The following is a 15,448-nucleotide window of genomic DNA, read 5'->3' as shown; positions in this document are numbered from 1 at the left end:
CGCCGCACCGATCCGCGTCATCACGAAGACGAACCGCCAGAACTCGGCCTCCAGCGGGCCGAAGCCGAAATCGAGCTGGATCATCGAGACATCTGCGCCGCCTGTCCGGTGTGTGCGATCTGGGCGAAGACGTCCTGCGCGAACTCACCCACCAGCGTCATCATCGAGCCGCCGAACACCACCAGTACCACGGCCGTCACCGCCAGCTTGGGCACGAAAGTAAGGGTCTGTTCGTTGACCGATGTCGCGGCCTGCACCACCCCCACGGCCAGGCCGACGCCCAGCGAGGCGAGCAGCACCGGCGCGGCGACGAGCGCGGTGACCCAGAGCATCCGGTCGGCCAGGGCGAGCAGGGCGGTGATGTCCTCCATCAGCTGAAACTCGCCGCCAGCGAGCCCATCAGCAGGGCCCAGCCGTCCACCATGACGAAGAGCAACAGCTTGAACGGCAAGGAAACCACCATCGGGCTCATCATCATCATGCCCAGGCTCATCAGCACCGAGGAAACCACCAGATCGATGACCAGGAACGGCAGGAACAGCATGAAGCCGATCTGGAAGGCCGTCTTGAGTTCGCTCGTGACGAAGGCCGGCAGCAGGATCGAGTAGGGCACTTCCGCGGCGCTGCGGAACCGCGGGGTTTCGTTTCGGCTTCCGGCGGCCATCGATGCGAACAGGGTGAGGTCGCGTTCGCGGGTCTGGCGGATCATGAAGGCGTGGAACTCCCGCCCGCCCGCCGCGATGGCCTGCTCTGCATTGAGGCGCCCCGCCGCATAGGGCGCGACGGCCTGTGCGTTCACCCGTTCGAGCGTGGGCGCCATGACGAACAGCGACAGGAACAGGGCAAGGCCGATGAGCACCTGGTTGGGCGGCGATTGCTGAAGCCCCAGCGCCTGCCGCAGGATCGCCAGCACCACCAGGATGCGGGTGAAGCTGGTCATCATCAGGATCAGGCTGGGCAAGATCGTCAGCAGCCCCATGACCAGTAGGAGTTGCAGCGACAGGCTCAGGCCCGGCCCTCCGGCGTTCGTGCCTCCGAGCGAGCCCAGCGCCCGGTCCAGCGCGCCGGGGATGGCCGTCTGCGCTTTCGCGGCGACCGGAAGGAGCAGCGCAAATGCGGCAGGGAGGACAGACAGCCGCTTCACGGCTCGGGCGTTTCGGCGGCGATCTCCGCGAAGTCCTGCCGCGCTGGGGCTTCGGCCAGACGGGTCAGGCCCTGTCGGGTCGCGGCGACCAGGATCTCGCGGTCATGGAAGGCGATCACCGCCAGCCGCTGCGTGGGCGAAAGCATCATCGTCTCGACCACGCGCAGCGAGCGCGATCCGCCGTTTCGTCCCGCGCCATCCTGCACCCGCCGCGCCAGCACCAGGCAACCCCAGGCGAGCAGGCCGATCAGCGGCAGCAGCACAAGCAGCTTTATCGCGTACCAGAGCATCAGGACTGGCCTTCCTCGCCGTCCGGCAAGGCCGGGGACAGTGCATCGTCCGGCGGTTGGCCCTCAAGCCCCGCGATCTCGACGATCCTCAATCCGAAGCGGCCATTGTGGGATACCACTTCGCCCCGTGCGATCGGCTTGCCGTTGACCAGCACGTCGAGCAGCTCGTCCGTCATGCGTTCGAGCACGACGAGGCTTTCCGGGCCGAGCGAGAGCACCTCCTTCAGCTTCATCTGGGTGCGGCCCAGTTCCACGGTCAGGCGCACGTCGACGTCGCGGAGAAAGTCCAGGCCGCGGGGATGGATGCTCATCTTGGGTCGGTTTCCCTGTGGTAAGGCTTCAGAAGGCGTGAGTGACTTGCACCGCGACGCGGTCGTCGATTTCGCCGATGGTGCCGCTGGCAAGCGTGCGGCCGCCCACCTGGAGGGGGACGCTGCGCGCCACCGCCACCGGCAGGACATCGCCCGGCCGCAAGCCGGCGAGGCGCGTCATGCCGATGTGCATGTCCACCAGCACCGCCGTCACGTCCATCGCCATCGAGGCGAACGGTTCCACCGATGGATCGGGAGGTGCGGCGCGACGCTGGCGCACCGGGTGTTGCGGAGCGGCGAGAGCGGCCTCCAGGGTTTCCGTCGGCAGCGCCAGCGTGAGCGACCATGGCGCGATACCCGGCTCCTCGATCTCCAGCGAAAGCGTCAGCACGTCGGCACTGGCGGGGAACGGATCGAGCTGGCGCAGGCTGGTATCGCGGCGCAAGGGCCGGACGCGGTGATCCTCGGCATGGTCCGGCCTCGGAGCCCGTGCTCCGGCCAATGCCGATGTCAGGGCATCGGCCACGCACCCCTCGATGCGGGAGAGCAGCAGTTCGGCCGAGAGCGGGAAGCCGTCCGGCAGCGGTTCGGGCACTTCGCCGGGACCGCCGAAGGCACGATCGACCAGCCGGAACACCGGAGCCCCGTCGAAGATGACGAGGACCGGCAGGGACGCAGCGCCCATGCCCATGAGGCTATGGGCTGCCAGCCCCTCGATCTCGCCCGCGATCGACGAAAGCGTGGCATCCATTGGCAGGCCTGCGCGGACAATCGGTGGCTCGCCGCCGGACAGTCGCGCCAGTCCGGCGGCAAGGCCGCGCGCCAGCCGCTCGCCGATCAGCGACAGCGCGGGCGCCAGGTCGGTCATCACCGGCGCCGTGCCGAGGAGTTCAGGGCAATGGCGGGCGGCTGTGCGCTCCGGCGAGGTTTGCGGGAAGGCCATCGTCATGCTCACTGGATGATGAAAGTGCGGAAATAGACGCCGTCCACGCCGCCGAAGCCTTCCTTGCGCAGCAACACCGTGTTGATCGCCGCCGTCATGCGCTTTTCCAGCCGGTCCTTGCCTGGGATCGTGTAGACATCGTTCTCCGGCGTATCGGCCAGGATTTCGAGCAGGGCCGAGCGGATCGCCAGTTCATGCTTCTTCATCCAGATCAGCACCCGGCCGTCGCGCCGCGTCGAACAAGCGAGGCTGAGCTGGACCAGCGCGTCGGAATCCTTGAGGTTGGAGGTGAAATCGTCGCTGAAGGTGAAGTAGGCGGTGCGATAGGGGTCTCCGCCCTCGCCTTCGACCTCCGGCGGGGCGCCTTCCCCTTCGCCCTCGGTCTTGGGCATGTAGGGATCTTCCTCGCCCTTGCGGATGAGCTTTGGCTGGTTGTCCTCCCGGCTTTCCGCATGGTTGCCGCCGACCAGCCCGCTCATCACCAGCCCGAGCACCCCGCCGCCGCCCACAACGAGCATAGCCAGCGCGACGAGTATCAGGCCCAGTTTGCCCTTGCCTTTTGTGGCGGCACCGTCCTGCGCAACTTTCTCGCTCACGTCTTGCGTCTCCCCCGAAATGGTGCCGGATCAGGCGTAGATGTCGCCGCGTCCGTCATCACCGGCTGCGGGATCGGAAGTCCGGTTCCCCGTCGCCTGCTTCTGCCGGAAAGGGCTGTGGTCGGACGCCTGTCGTTCGGCGCCGCCTCGGGTGTCGGCCTGCTGGCGCTGCTCGGTGCCCGCCCCGCCGTTGCCCGCCCCGCCGTTGCTGGAAAGACCCGCATGGGAGGACTGGTGCGGCGTGGACGTCTGGCCGCTGTCGCGTGGCTGATCGCCGGCCAGATTCGCAGCGACGGCGGCCTGGACCGAGCCGTTGAAGCCGGGCGCGGAACTGGCCATCGTCACGGCCAGACCGCCGTCTTCATGACGGAATTCCAGCGAGACTTGCCCGAACTGGCCGTGATGCATGGCGGTGCGCACGATATGCGGCATGGCGGCTTCGCGCGCTTCGGACAGTCGGCCCACGAGCGTATCGAAGTCCTGCGGCTGCTGCGGTGATGCGTTCGGTCGCCCCACGACAAGCGTCGGCGGGGCGGCAAGCGACATTTGGGACGGCACTGCAAGCGCCGTCCCGGCGAGGGCATCACCGCCGCCGGGCCTGAACGCGATCTCGGCGGGCTCGGAGGGGGCCGCGGCAAGGATGGCGCTTGCCCGGGTGCGCGGTGCCGATTCACGCAGGGAGGGTTCGTCCAGCGTGGGCTTACCCAGCGGGGCCTCACCCAGAGAGGGAGGGGCGAACCGGGCGGAGTGCTCGCGCATTTTCGCTTCGGTGGGTTCGACGCGGCTGGGAGCGGCGTTCACGGCCGATGCCGAGATGGAGTTGGCGCCGGGCTGAACCGTCGGAGCCCCGTCTGCGGCGAGCGGTTGCAGCGGCAATCCGGCTGCGGCGGAAATGGGCGCGGCAACGATCGTCACGGGCGCGAGCCTGATTTGCTCGGACGCCGGGCTGGCGAGTGGAACGCCGGCGACGATCGCGACGGTTCGAGAGGGGGGCGCAGGCGGAGGGCCAGCTTGTGCCGGAACCGTGCCCTGTACGGGGCTGGGTACGGTCGCGGCGATCGGCGCGACTGGAATCGCGAAACCGATGCTGGCCGGATCGGGCAACGGCGTGACGGTGACGGGCTGAGGCGAGGCAGGCGTCGAACCGTCGCCGCCTATATCTTCCACACCAAGGCCGGTAGCGGGTCCGCCGGGCCCGGCATCATCGCCGCCGTCCGGCACGGTCTTGCCGGTCTGCTTGCCGACTTTGCCGACTTCCGGGCCTACTTCCGAAAGATCCGCCGTCTCGGGCGGCGGCAGGGCGATGCCCCCGGCGCCCGCAAGCCCATCGTCCCCGAGCAGCGCCAGCAAAGCGGCGAAGCCCTCGACAGCGGCGCTTTCCGTCGCTTCGGGAGAGGTTCCGGCAGCTGACAATCCGGCTTTTGCCGGGGAATTCACGGCTGCCGAGGCGGAAAACTGGATCATGCCTTGCAAGTCCTCGTAGCGTTCATGCGGATCGGTCCAGCAGTGTTATTCAAGTCCCGTGCCAGATCGCTTTCGGCTGCCGAGAGCAGGCGTCTTTCCGGCTTTTGCGATCGAGCGCTCCTGAAGGATCGCCCGTTCCTCCACCGCGGCGCGGCGGCGTTCGGCTTCGGCCAGGAGCTGCTGCTTGGCATCGGCGATGGCGCGGGCGCGCAAGGTATCGCCGTCGGTGGTGCGGCGGATCGCCTGAAGCCCGCCCACGAAGCGGCCGACCTGATGCAGCGCCGCACCGTCCCTCATCTCCCGCCGACTGCCGTAATCGTCGGCCATGCGGCGCGTGCGATCGGACAGGTCGCGCAGCCGGGAAAGGGTGCTTTCGGCCTGCGCCGCCTCCAGCGCGGCGTTCTGCCGGGCAATCGCGCGGATCTTTTCGAGACGGCGCAACCGGGCGAGGCGCCTGATGTCGTCCTTCATCGTTCCTCCTTCATCGTCAGCCTGCCAGCAGGGCGGCGAGCTGCGCGGCGCTTGTCTCAAGGTTCACGACTTCGGCCTGGGGTTGGCCGAGGAAGGCGGCGAGATGCTCGTGCATGGCGATGGCGCGATCGAGTTGCGGGTCGGCGCCGACGCGATAGGCGCCCATCAGCACGAGGTCGCGGTTGGCCTCGTAGCTGGCCGAGAGGGCGCGGAACTGCCGGGCGAGCCGCTGGTGCTCGTCGGGAACGATGTCGTTCATCACCCGGCTGAGCGAGGCGGCGATGTCCACGGCCGGATATTGCCCGCGCTGGGCGAGGTCGCGAGACAGCACAATATGGCCGTCGAGGATCGAGCGCGCGGTATCGACCACCGGGTCGTCCTGGTTGTCGCCATCGGCGAGCACGGTGTAGAGGCCGGTTATCGAACCGCCAGAGGCGGCGGAATTGCCCGCGCGCTCGACCAGCTTGGTGATCGTCGCCAGGGCCGAGGGCGGATAGCCGCGTGCCGCGCCAGGCTCGCCCAGCAGCAGGCCGATCTCGCGCGCGGCATGGGCCACGCGGGTCAGGCTGTCCAGGATCAGCAGCACCCGCTTGCCGCGCCCCCGGAAGTGTTCGGCCAGGGAAGTGGCCAGCATGGCCCCCCGCAGCCGCAAGTTCGGCGCGTGGTCGGCGGGAACCGCGACCACCACGGTCTTGTCCTTCTTCTCGGCCTGCATGTGCCGCTCGACGAAATCGGATACCTCGCGCGCGCGCTCTCCGATCAGGCCGACGACCACCACATCGGCAGACGCGCCGCGCGCGATCATGTCGATCAGCACCGACTTGCCCACCCCCGAGCCCGCCATCACGCCGATGCGCTGACCGACGCCGAAAGTGGTGAGGGCATTGAGCGCCCGCACGCCGGTATCGAACGGCAGACGCACCGGGCTGCGGTCCAGCGCGGAAGTGCGCACTCCCCCGGAAGGCCATTCCATGCGGCTGTGGATCGGGAAGCCGCCGTCGATCGGCAGGCCTTCGCCATCGACGGCGCGGCCCAGGAACGGGTCGCCTACCGGCAGCAGGCCGGGTCGCCCTTCCGCCCAGACGCGGGCGCCGGGGCGCAGCAGGATCATGTCACCCAGCAGCATCATCATCGTTCGACCGTTGCGGAAGCCGATCACTTCGGCGGCCAGCGACTGGCCGGGCGCATGGGAGACCCGGCACATCGCGCCGACCGGCACCGACAGTCCGCTCACTTCCAGCAGGCCGCCGTCGCAGGCCGCGACCAGGCCGAAACGGCGGGGCGCCAGGTCCAGCGGCTGCGCGCCGAGATCGGCCAGGATTTGCTTGGAAACCGTCAGCACCGCTGGAGTGCCTCGGTGATTGCGCGCCGCCAGTTGGCAGGGCCATCCTCGATGCCGCCGGTCGCCGTTTCGATGCGGATGGTCCCGCGTTCGAGCGTGTTGTCGGGCTGAACCTGCCATTCGGCGGAAAGGCGGGGAGACACCAGTCGCAGATCGTCCGGATGAAGGCGGATCAGCCGTTCGTCCTCGGCCCTTCTCAGCATCGCCACCGCCACCCCTATGCGTCGCAGCAGGGCGTCGGGCTCTATCGCCATCGGCGCGATGGCGACTTCGCACAAGGCGGTCACCGTATCGCGCAGACGCATGCGCAGTTCCTCTTCCAGCGCTTCGTCCATCTTTTCGAAGGCGAGCGATAGCCGTTGAAGAGCGGCGGCTTCCGTCTCTGCGCGGACCCGTGCTTCCTGCAGCGCCTGATCGTGCCCCATCGTGAACCCGTGGCTGAAGGCTTCGGCGATCGGGTCCGAGGGTTCGGGCGCCGGGTCCGGGCTTGGGGAGGGCGGGGGCTCGGGCGGTGTGGGAGCCGTTTCCCCTGCGAAGCGGGCGTCCGGCTGAAACCCGGAAGGCACGGCGAGCTGGCCTAGCAGCAGCCGGGTGGCGCTTTCCTGCCCGTCTTCCGGGCCGTCTTTCCCCGGTTTTTGCCTTCGACGCGAAAACCCAAGATCAGACATAGTCGTCGTCTCCCGATCCGAACGCGATCGTGCCGTCCGCGGCAAGACGGCGGGCAATACCGACGACTTCCTTCTGGGCTGCGACCACATCGGCAAGCCGCGTGCGCCCGCGCGCGACGATCTCGTCCTTCACGCCGTCCGCGGCGCGGCTGGACATGGCGCGGAAGAAGTGTTCGCGCTCGTCCTCGCCCACACCCTTGAGCGCGTCGATCAAGGTGTCGTTCGGCACGTCGCGCAGCAGCGAACCCATGGACTTGGGATCGAGCACGAAGAGATGTTCGAACTTGAACATCTCGTCCTCGATCCGCCGCGCCAGTCCCTTGTCGCGGCGGGTGAATTCGCCCAGCACGCGCTTTTCCACCACTTTGCCGACACCGTTGATGATTTCCGCCGCCTCGCGCGCGCCGCCGATGGAGAGCGGGCGATTGCCGTGATGCTGGGCGATCCGGCGCGAGAGCAGTTCCTCCAGCATCTGGATCGCCTGCGGGGATACCGGCCCCAGCGTGGCGATGCGGTGGACGATGCCCGGCTGGTCCTCCGCCGGCAAGGCATGGAGCACGGCGGCGGCCACGTCGGCATCGAGCTGGACCAGCAGCACCGCGATCGCCTGCGGGTGCTCGCCGCGCACCAGCGGCCCCAGCGATTCCGGCGTGAGCCACCGCGCGAGTTCCAGCGCCCGGTGTTGCTGCGCTTCCGGCAAGATGCGGCTCATCGTATTGTCCGCCTTCACATCGCCCACGGCGCGGGCGAACATGCCGCGCACTTGCCCAACGCGATCGTGGGCGACCAGGCCGAGTGCTTCCGTCCTGACCACGAAGCCGGCGATGGCCTCGGCGATCAGGTCGGGGCCGATCTCGCCCAGCGCGCACATTCTTTCGCCCAGGCGGCGCAATTCCTCCGGTTCGAATTCGGACAGGATACGGCTGGTCTGTTCCTCGTCGAGCAGCATCATCATGATCGCGGCGTTGTCGGTGCCGGAAAGGACGGCGACCGGATCGGCGGCGGGAAGGGAAGTCTCGGTCATCACGCCGCCCGCACGCCAGCTGCGTTTTCGTCTGGCTGCGGATCGTTGATCATCTGGCGCAGCGCCGCGACGGCGCTGTCCGGTTTTTCCGCGACCAGCCGCTGCGCCAGATTGACCTGGCGAGAGAGCAGGTCTGCGCGGCGCAAGTCGATGTCGAGGCCATCGGCGCCGGGAATCTCGGGCCGATGCGGCAGGGCGCCGACGAGCGGTCCGGAAGCGCCGTCCGGCGTGCCTTCCAGCGCGCGCTCAAGCGCCATTTGCAAAGGATCCTCCTGGGCATCCTCCTGCGCGCCGCGCTTCGATTTGCGGCCCTTCCGCCCTCTGGTCGCAGCCTTGTCGCCTCGCGCGGCCTTGATGAGCGGCCGGACGCCGAGCAGGAGCACCATCAGCACCGCCAGCAGTGCCGCGCCGTTGCGCACGACCATGGCGAACCACGGCGTTTCGTAGAACGGCATGACATTGTCGTTGGCCGCCTCGAACGAGCGGGTCACGACCTTCACCACGTCTCCGCGCTGGGGATCGGCACCCACGGCGGCGCTGACCAGTGACTCTATGTCCCGGATTTCCTGCGCCCGCGCGCCCTTCACGGCCTCTGCCTTGATCGCCACCGCCACCGATATGCGCTTGATCCCACCCGGCCGGGTATTGGCGACGGAAACCTGGCGGCCCAGTTCGTATGTGCGGCTGGACGAGGATTCGCCGTTGGTCGGCGGGGCGCCGGAAGGCGCGGGTTGCGTGCCCTGCGGTGGGCCCGGGCGCGGCTGCGCGGCGGGCGGCGGCGTGTTGGAGAGTACCCCCGGAACGCCGAGGGCCGGGCCCGTCCCGGTCGATTGCGACTGTTCCTGGGTTTCGCTGCGCACGACCCCGTCCTTGTCGTAGCTTTCGCGGGCGGAGGTCACGTCGTCCATGTCGAGCGCGACTTGCGCCTCGGTGGTGAAGTTGTCGTGGCCCAGAACCGGCGTCAGCAGACTGGACACTTGGTCGCGAATTTTCGTCTCCAGCCGGGCTTGCAGGTCAAGCCTGTCCCCATCTGGGCCGCCGCTCCCCGCCGAAAGCAGGCGTCCGTGCTGGTCGGCCACCTTCACGGCGTCGGGGGAAAGGCCGGGAACGGAGCCGGCGACGAGGTTCACGATGGCCGAAACCTGGCTTTCGGAAAGCTGCCGACCTGCCTTGAGCCTGACCATGACCGAGGCCGTGGGCGGCAGATTGTCGCGTACGAAGACGGATTTCTCGCCCTCGGCGATGTGAACGCGGACGGAATCGACGCCGTCGATCTCGGCCACGGTCATTTGCAGGTCGTGCTCGCGCGCGGAGCGCAGGCGTTCGCCTTCCAATACGCGGCTGGCGCCCATCGGCAGCTTGTCCAGCATCTGATCGCCGCTTTCGGGCGTTGCCAGCGCGCCGTCGGAAGCAACCAGCATCCGGGCCTTGTAGAAGTCTCCCTCTCCCACAGTCAGCGCGCCGGTGCCGCTGTCTATGCGATAGTCTATCCCGGCCTGATCGAGCGCGGCGACCACGCCTGCGCGGTCGCATCGTCCAACTGGCCATAGAGCACCCGTTGCGGCGAGGGCGCCAGCATGGCCCATGCCAGCAGCGCCCCGCCCACCGCCGCCAGGCCGAGGAACACCGGCAGCATCTTCCTGACCGCCGGCTGCGCCGCGAAGGCGCTCAGGCGCGTCAGCACCGGGCCGCCGGATCGGTCCATGAGCGGAGCGAAGAGGGAGGGCGCGGAGAAGGCGGGGGCGCCCTCGGCAGTCGCGGGAACGAGGTTGGCCATTCAGGTCACACTCCCATCCGCATGATGTCCTGATAGGCGGACAGCAGCTTGTTGCGCACCTGCATGGTGGCTTCGAACGCGATGCCGGCCTCCTGGCGGGCGAGCATCACTTTGGCGACGTCGGTGACTTCGCCTCTCTGGTAGGCGGTTGTCACCAGCTCGGCGCGGCCCTGCACGGCATTCACGCCTTGCAGCGCGGTTTCGAGCGCATCGGCGAACCCTTGTCCGGCCGGTTCGACGGGGAGCGCCGCTTGCGCCTGCGTCGAGGCGCTGCCCTGTGTCGCGTGGATTTGCCGGAGCAGGTCGCTACGCTGGATGATCTGTTCGCGCAGGGCCATGATCTGGCCGATGCCCCCAGCAGAAGGGAGGGGAAGCGTGTTCATCGCAGCCCTCCGGCAAGGCCGCGTGGGGCGATGTCGATGCCCGCTTCGCGCAGGGAGGCGAGACGATAGCGCAGCGTGCGTTCTGAAATGCCGAGTTCGCGCGCCGCGCGCAGGCGGTTGCCGCCACAAGCTTCCAGCGTCGCGACTATCGCGCGTGCTTCCGAATTCTGGACGATGCTCGACAGCTTGCGGGCCCCGTCGTTTCCGAAGACCTCGGCCCGCGCCTGTTCTCCCGAATGGCCGGGACCGGCGGAGAGGAGCCGAGCGGGGCTGTCGAATACGATATGCTCGGGCGTGATCGCCGCCTTTCCATGCGCGAGCAGAAGTGCGCGGCGAATGACGTTTTCCAGTTCGCGCACGTTGCCGGGCCAGGAATGGAGCCTGAGCATGGCCAGCGCCGCATCGCTGAGGCAGGGCACCCGCGTCGCCCCGTCCTGCCGGTCCGCTGGCGCATGGCGCAATGCCAGGGCGAAGGCGAGCGGGGCGATATCTTCCGGGCGTTCGCGCAGGGGCCGCAGGGCGAGCGGGAAGACGTTGAGGCGATAGTACAGGTCGGCGCGGAAACGGCCTTCGGCCACTTCGGTGGCCAAGTCGCGGTTGGCGCAGGCGATCACGCGCAAGTCCACCTTGATCGGCCGCGTCGCGCCGATCGGCACCACTTCCTGTTCCTGAAGCGCGCGCAGCAGCTTGGCCTGGAGCGGCAGGGGAAGTTCGGCGATCTCGTCGAGCAGAAGGGTGCCGCCGTCGGCCGCGCGCATGAAGCCCTCGCTGGCCTGGATCGCCCCGGTAAACGCGCCTTTCACGTGGCCGAACAGCAGGGCTTCCAGCATGGCCTCCGGCATGGCGGCGCAGTTCACGGCCACGAACGGCCCGTTCCGGCGCGGGCTGCGGGCGTGGATGAAGCGGCTGAGCACTTCCTTGCCGGTGCCGGTGGGGCCATTGATCAGGACCGGGATGTCGGTGTTGGCCAGACGGTCTGCCAAGGCGAAGACGGAGAGGCTTTCCGGATCGGCCGCGATCGGCTCGTCCGGGCCGGCCATGGCCGCCAGCAACATGGCAAGCGAGGCTTCGGCGGTGGGATCGGCATATGTCACGGTGGTGACGCCTGTGCTTTCACGGGTCAGCGCGGCGTGATGGCCGCGCGCCAGCCGCACCGTCCGCTTGCGTCCGGAAGCCGCCCTCTCGTCACCGGCCTTCTCGTCACCGGTATCGCGCAAGTCGATCGCCGACCCGTCGAACAGCGATCCGGCGATGGCGGCGGCGCGCTGGACGAGCGGTCCGTGGCGCCGGTTAAATTCCGTCTCGAAAACCCGTTCGACCATGTGTCGCGTCCCCAGTCGAATTAATCTGTTCCGGGGAGGGATATGGGGGGCTAACGGCGAATCTTTGGGAAATTTAAGGCCCCGTAGCGACCCTTAGTGAAGGTAAATTTCGGCAGATATCCAGGCGTTTCCGAGACGAGCCGTGCTGGTGGCGGGCTTAAATTCTCCTGCCCCTTGCCGGTCTTTGTCCCGACAGCAGCGCCGGATGGGCCGGCAGGAGCTGTTTCCTCTTCGGGATACTCTACGGGAGCCAATTCATGTCCGTCATCAACACCAATATCAGCGCGATTCGCGCTTCGAATGCCTCGAACGCCGCCAACAAGATGCTCGGCACCGCCATGGAGCGCCTGTCGACTGGCAAGCGCATCAACTCCGCCAAGGACGATGCCGCCGGCCTCGCCATCGCCACCTCTATGACCGCGCAGGTCCGCGGCATGAGCCAGGGCATCCGCAACGCCAACGACGGCATTTCGCTGGCCCAGACCGCCGAAGGCGCGCTGTCGGAAGTGTCGAACATGCTCCAGCGCGTTCGCGAACTGGCGATCCAGTCGTCCTCGGGCACCTACCAGGACAGTGACCGCGATGCCATGCAGTCGGAAGTCACCGCGCTGACCAGCCAGATCAGCGACATCCTTTCCGACACGACGTTCAACGGCAATGCCCTGTTCTCGACCACTTCCGGCAGCGACGTGACGTTCGACATCCAGACCGGCGCGAATTCGGGCGAAACGATCACGCTGACGTCCTCGGCCATCAACGGTGCGAACATCACCGCTTCGGCGCTCGACGTCTCGACCGCCGCCGACGCCTCTGACACGATCGACAACGTCGATCTGGCGCTGGAAGACGTGAACCAGACCCGCGCCTCGCTGGGCGCCGGCCAGAACCGCCTCGAATCGGCCGTGAACAACCTCACCAACAACGTGACCAACCTGTCGGACGCGCGTTCGCGGATCGAGGACGCGGACTACTCGGCCGAAACGACCCAGATGGCCAAGGCGCAGATCCTCAGCCAGGCGTCCACGGCCATGCTGGCGCAGGCCAACCAGAGCCAGCAGAACGTGCTTTCGCTGCTGCGCTAAGACAGGCGCAATCCGTGAGCAAGTCGGCGGGCCCCTGAGGTCTTCCGCAGGCCCCGCCGCACGGGCTCGGCACCATCCCCCAGGGTGCCGGGCCCGTCTTCGCGCTTTTGTGAGGTCCGCGGGCCACGAGCGAATACGGCCAGGACATGATTGGGAAACGGACGGTTCATAAAGGAGCATGATCTCTTTTCGTGAATCCGGAACTTCCCATGCGCCGCGTTCTTGCCTGTTCCCTTGCCACTGCCTCTTTGCCCGCCCATGCCGCTCCTGCCTGCGCCGAGACGCGCGAGGACGAGCAGGTCTGGGTCAATCTCACGGCCATGGGGCCGATCTCCGGGGATGTGGTCTATTTCGCCGAACTTCAGCCGCGCATGGGCGACGGCGCCTCGCGGCTAGACCAGCTGCTTCTGCGCGGGGCGGTCGGCTTGAAGCTCTCGCCTGCCGTTACGCTCTACCAGGGCTATGCCCACGTCGTTTCGCCCTTGGACGGCGGTCGGGACGTGAACGAAGAGCGCAGTTTCCAGCAGCTCAACTGGGCCATGGGTAAGCCCTGGGGCGGCGAACTGACCTCGCGCACGCGTTTCGAACAGCGCTGGCGATCGGATGGCGGCGACATGGGCTGGCGCCTGCGCGAAATGCTGCGCTACGAAAAACCGCTGAAGCCCGGCACCCAGACGGTGAACGCGCTGGTCTATGCGGAAGGCTTCCTGGCGCTCAACGATACCGACTGGGGCGCGCGGAGCGGGTTCGACCAGTTGCGCTCCTTCGTGGGCGTGGAACTGGGCGTAAAGGACGCGACGACGGTGGAACTGGGTTATCTCAACCAGGTGATCGACCAGACCCGTGGACGCACGCGGGTGAACCATGTCGCCTCGGTTTCGCTGTTCTTCCGGCATTGAGGTATGAAAAGGGCGGCGAGCCTTGCGACTCCCGCCCCTTTGTTCATGGCTTCTCGAAAATCAGGCCGCTTCTGCGGCCTCCGCGACCTCTTCCGGTGCCTCGTTGCGGATCAGGTAGTCGAAGGCCGACAGCGCCGCCTTCGAGCCTTCGCCCATGGCGATGATGATCTGCTTGTAAGGCACCGTGGTCACGTCACCCGCGGCGAAAATGCCGGGCAGGTTGGTGGCCGCCTTGTCGTCGATCACGATCTCGCCGCGAGCCGTGAGTTCGACGCCGGAGTCCTTGAGCCATTCGGTGTTGGGTACCAGGCCGATCTGGACGAAAACGCCTTCCAGTTCGACCTTGTGTTCCCGGCCGGTTTCGCGATCCTTGTAGACCAAGGCATTCACCTTGTCCCCGTCGCCTTCGACCTCGGTGGTCTGGGCGCTGGTGAGGATCACCACGTTCTTCATCGACTTCAGCTTGTCGACCAGAACCTGGTCGGCGCGCAGCTTGGCGTCGAATTCGATCAGGGTGACGTGGCCGACGATGTTGGCGAGATCGATCGCCGCTTCCACGCCGGAGTTACCGCCGCCGATCACCGCCACGCGCTTGCCCTTGAACAGCGGGCCGTCGCAGTGCGGGCAATAGGCCACGCCCTTGTTCTTGTACTCGGCCTCACCGGGCACGCCCAGGTTCCGCCAGCGGGCTCCGGTGGTCAGCACCAGACTGCGCGCCTTGAGCGAAGCGCCGTTGGCGAAGACCACTTCGTGATAGCCGCCCAGTTCCGTGGCCGGGATCAGCTTTTCGGCGCGCTGAAGGTTCATCACGTCGATGTCGTATTCAGCGACATGCGATTCCAGCGCGGCCGCCAGCTTGGGGCCTTCGGTATAGGGAACCGAGATGAAGTTCTCGATGCCCATGGTGTCCTGCACCTGGCCGCCGAAACGCTCCGCGACCACGCCGGTGGAGAAGCCCTTGCGCGCGGTGTAGATCGCCGCCGAGGCTCCGGCGGGTCCGCCGCCGACGACGAGCACTTCGAAAGGCTTCTTGCCGGCCAGCACGGCGGCGGCCTTCTCATCGGCGCCGGTATCGAGCTTGGCGAGAATCTCCTCGATGCTCATCTTGCCCGAACCCCACATCTTCCCGTTCAGGAAGACGGCGGGGACGGCCATGACACCGCGCTCGTCGACTTCCGCCTGGAACGTGCCGCCCTCGATCAGGGTGGCGTTCACATGCGGGTTGTTGAGCGCGAGCAGGGTCAGCGCCTGCACCACGTCGGGGCAGTTGTGGCAGGAGAGCGAGAAATACATCTCGAATTCGTGCTCGCCCTCGATGGCGCGGGCGATCTCGAGCGCTTCTTCGGAAACCTTGGGCGGGTGGCCGCCGGCCCAGAGCAGGGCGAGGACCAGCGAAGTGAATTCATGGCCGAGCGGAAGCCCTGCGAAGCGCACCCAAGCGCTTGCGTCGCTCGCGCGGCGGATGATGAAACTGGGGCGGCGCTTATCGTCGCCGTCGAAAGTGGCGGTGACCTTGTCCGAGAGCGAGGCGATCACGGTCAGCAGCTCGCGGGTATCGGTGGACTTTGCGTCATCGCCAAGCGAGGCGACGAGCTCGATCGGCTCGCGCAGCATGCCGAGATATTGCGAGAGCTGTTGCTTCAGGTTGGCGTCGAGCATGGTCTTTGCGTCCTTTGGAATATCGTTGGTAAAGGGGCGGTCGGGGATTTCTGTTCCGCGTGAGGGCGCGGCT

The 15,448-nt window shown here is 67.3% G+C and carries 18 protein-coding genes and 1 pseudogene; 2 read left to right on the top strand and 17 right to left on the bottom strand.

Annotated features, from left to right (window positions below; all coding sequences use genetic code 11):
• The 16 genes and pseudogenes from RT424_RS01420 to RT424_RS01345 form a co-directional block, all read right to left on the bottom strand.
• Nucleotides 1–84: pseudogene (locus tag RT424_RS01420) on the bottom strand (flagellar biosynthetic protein FliR); the annotation flags it as partial.
• Nucleotides 81–371 (bottom strand): flagellar biosynthetic protein FliQ, encoded by a 291-nt coding sequence (locus RT424_RS01415; RefSeq protein WP_313433957.1) that lies wholly within the window; start codon nucleotides 369–371, stop codon nucleotides 81–83. The pseudogene RT424_RS01420 and the gene RT424_RS01415, both read right to left, overlap by 4 nt.
• Nucleotides 371–1,135 carry a flagellar type III secretion system pore protein FliP gene (gene fliP / locus RT424_RS01410; protein WP_409521421.1) on the bottom strand — a complete coding sequence of 255 codons (765 nt, stop codon included), beginning with the start codon at nucleotides 1,133–1,135 and terminating at the stop codon, nucleotides 371–373. The genes RT424_RS01415 and fliP overlap by 1 nt, the downstream gene beginning before the upstream one ends.
• Nucleotides 1,136–1,140: 5 nt before the next feature.
• Nucleotides 1,141–1,434: a flagellar biosynthetic protein FliO gene (locus RT424_RS01405; protein ID WP_313433956.1), complete on the bottom strand. Its 294-nt coding sequence runs from the start codon at nucleotides 1,432–1,434 to the stop codon at nucleotides 1,141–1,143.
• On the bottom strand, nucleotides 1,434–1,745 hold the full coding sequence (fliN, locus tag RT424_RS01400; protein ID WP_313433955.1) for a flagellar motor switch protein FliN: 312 nt from the start codon (nucleotides 1,743–1,745) through the stop codon (nucleotides 1,434–1,436). The genes RT424_RS01405 and fliN overlap by 1 nt, the downstream gene beginning before the upstream one ends.
• A gap of 28 nt (nucleotides 1,746–1,773) precedes the next feature.
• The gene (locus RT424_RS01395; protein ID WP_313434159.1) at nucleotides 1,774–2,694 is read right to left on the bottom strand and encodes a FliM/FliN family flagellar motor switch protein; all 921 of its coding nucleotides are present in this window, start codon (nucleotides 2,692–2,694) and stop codon (nucleotides 1,774–1,776) included.
• Between the two features lie 2 nt (nucleotides 2,695–2,696).
• Nucleotides 2,697–3,284: a flagellar basal body-associated FliL family protein gene (gene fliL, locus RT424_RS01390; RefSeq protein WP_313433954.1), complete on the bottom strand. Its 588-nt coding sequence runs from the start codon at nucleotides 3,282–3,284 to the stop codon at nucleotides 2,697–2,699.
• Nucleotides 3,285–3,314: 30 nt separating this feature from the next.
• Nucleotides 3,315–4,748, bottom strand: coding sequence for a hypothetical protein (locus RT424_RS01385; protein ID WP_313433953.1), 1,434 nt, complete (start codon nucleotides 4,746–4,748; stop codon nucleotides 3,315–3,317).
• Between the two features lie 45 nt (nucleotides 4,749–4,793).
• Complete coding sequence (locus tag RT424_RS01380) at nucleotides 4,794–5,219, bottom strand: hypothetical protein (RefSeq protein ID WP_313433951.1); 426 nt, start codon at nucleotides 5,217–5,219, stop codon at nucleotides 4,794–4,796.
• A gap of 16 nt (nucleotides 5,220–5,235) precedes the next feature.
• Nucleotides 5,236–6,561: a FliI/YscN family ATPase gene (locus tag RT424_RS01375; RefSeq protein ID WP_313433950.1), complete on the bottom strand. Its 1,326-nt coding sequence runs from the start codon at nucleotides 6,559–6,561 to the stop codon at nucleotides 5,236–5,238.
• Nucleotides 6,555–7,229, bottom strand: a complete 675-nt coding sequence (locus tag RT424_RS01370; RefSeq protein ID WP_313433948.1) for a FliH/SctL family protein — start codon at nucleotides 7,227–7,229, stop codon at nucleotides 6,555–6,557. Before RT424_RS01370 ends, RT424_RS01375 begins: the two co-directional genes overlap by 7 nt.
• Complete coding sequence (gene fliG, locus RT424_RS01365; protein WP_313433946.1) at nucleotides 7,222–8,253, bottom strand: flagellar motor switch protein FliG; 1,032 nt, start codon at nucleotides 8,251–8,253, stop codon at nucleotides 7,222–7,224. Before fliG ends, RT424_RS01370 begins: the two co-directional genes overlap by 8 nt.
• The gene (fliF, locus tag RT424_RS01360) at nucleotides 8,253–9,770 is read right to left on the bottom strand and encodes a flagellar basal-body MS-ring/collar protein FliF (protein WP_313433944.1); all 1,518 of its coding nucleotides are present in this window, start codon (nucleotides 9,768–9,770) and stop codon (nucleotides 8,253–8,255) included. Before fliF ends, fliG begins: the two co-directional genes overlap by 1 nt.
• Nucleotides 9,740–10,030 carry a hypothetical protein gene (locus tag RT424_RS01355; protein ID WP_313433943.1) on the bottom strand — a complete coding sequence of 97 codons (291 nt, stop codon included), beginning with the start codon at nucleotides 10,028–10,030 and terminating at the stop codon, nucleotides 9,740–9,742. The genes fliF and RT424_RS01355 overlap by 31 nt, the downstream gene beginning before the upstream one ends.
• A 5-nt stretch (nucleotides 10,031–10,035) precedes the next feature.
• A complete protein-coding gene (fliE, locus tag RT424_RS01350) occupies nucleotides 10,036–10,413 on the bottom strand; it encodes a flagellar hook-basal body complex protein FliE (RefSeq protein ID WP_313433941.1) in 378 nt (125 codons plus the stop codon).
• Nucleotides 10,410–11,735, bottom strand: a complete 1,326-nt coding sequence (locus RT424_RS01345; RefSeq protein WP_313433939.1) for a sigma 54-interacting transcriptional regulator — start codon at nucleotides 11,733–11,735, stop codon at nucleotides 10,410–10,412. Before RT424_RS01345 ends, fliE begins: the two co-directional genes overlap by 4 nt.
• A 257-nt stretch (nucleotides 11,736–11,992) precedes the next feature.
• Between RT424_RS01345 and RT424_RS01340 the strand changes: the two genes are divergently transcribed.
• Nucleotides 11,993–12,817 carry a flagellin gene (locus tag RT424_RS01340; RefSeq protein ID WP_313433938.1) on the top strand — a complete coding sequence of 275 codons (825 nt, stop codon included), beginning with the start codon at nucleotides 11,993–11,995 and terminating at the stop codon, nucleotides 12,815–12,817.
• A gap of 209 nt (nucleotides 12,818–13,026) precedes the next feature.
• On the top strand, nucleotides 13,027–13,716 hold the full coding sequence (locus RT424_RS01335; protein ID WP_313433936.1) for a DUF2490 domain-containing protein: 690 nt from the start codon (nucleotides 13,027–13,029) through the stop codon (nucleotides 13,714–13,716).
• Between the two features lie 60 nt (nucleotides 13,717–13,776).
• Here RT424_RS01335 and ahpF read toward each other — a convergent pair whose 3' ends face one another.
• The gene (gene ahpF, locus RT424_RS01330; protein ID WP_313434157.1) at nucleotides 13,777–15,375 is read right to left on the bottom strand and encodes an alkyl hydroperoxide reductase subunit F; all 1,599 of its coding nucleotides are present in this window, start codon (nucleotides 15,373–15,375) and stop codon (nucleotides 13,777–13,779) included.
• Nucleotides 15,376–15,448: the final 73 nt, after the last annotated feature.

It is taken from the genome of Novosphingobium sp., assembly GCF_032093395.1.
In the GTDB taxonomy this organism is placed as follows: domain Bacteria; phylum Pseudomonadota; class Alphaproteobacteria; order Sphingomonadales; family Sphingomonadaceae; genus Novosphingobium.
This window is presented reverse-complemented; position numbering and strand designations above follow the sequence as displayed.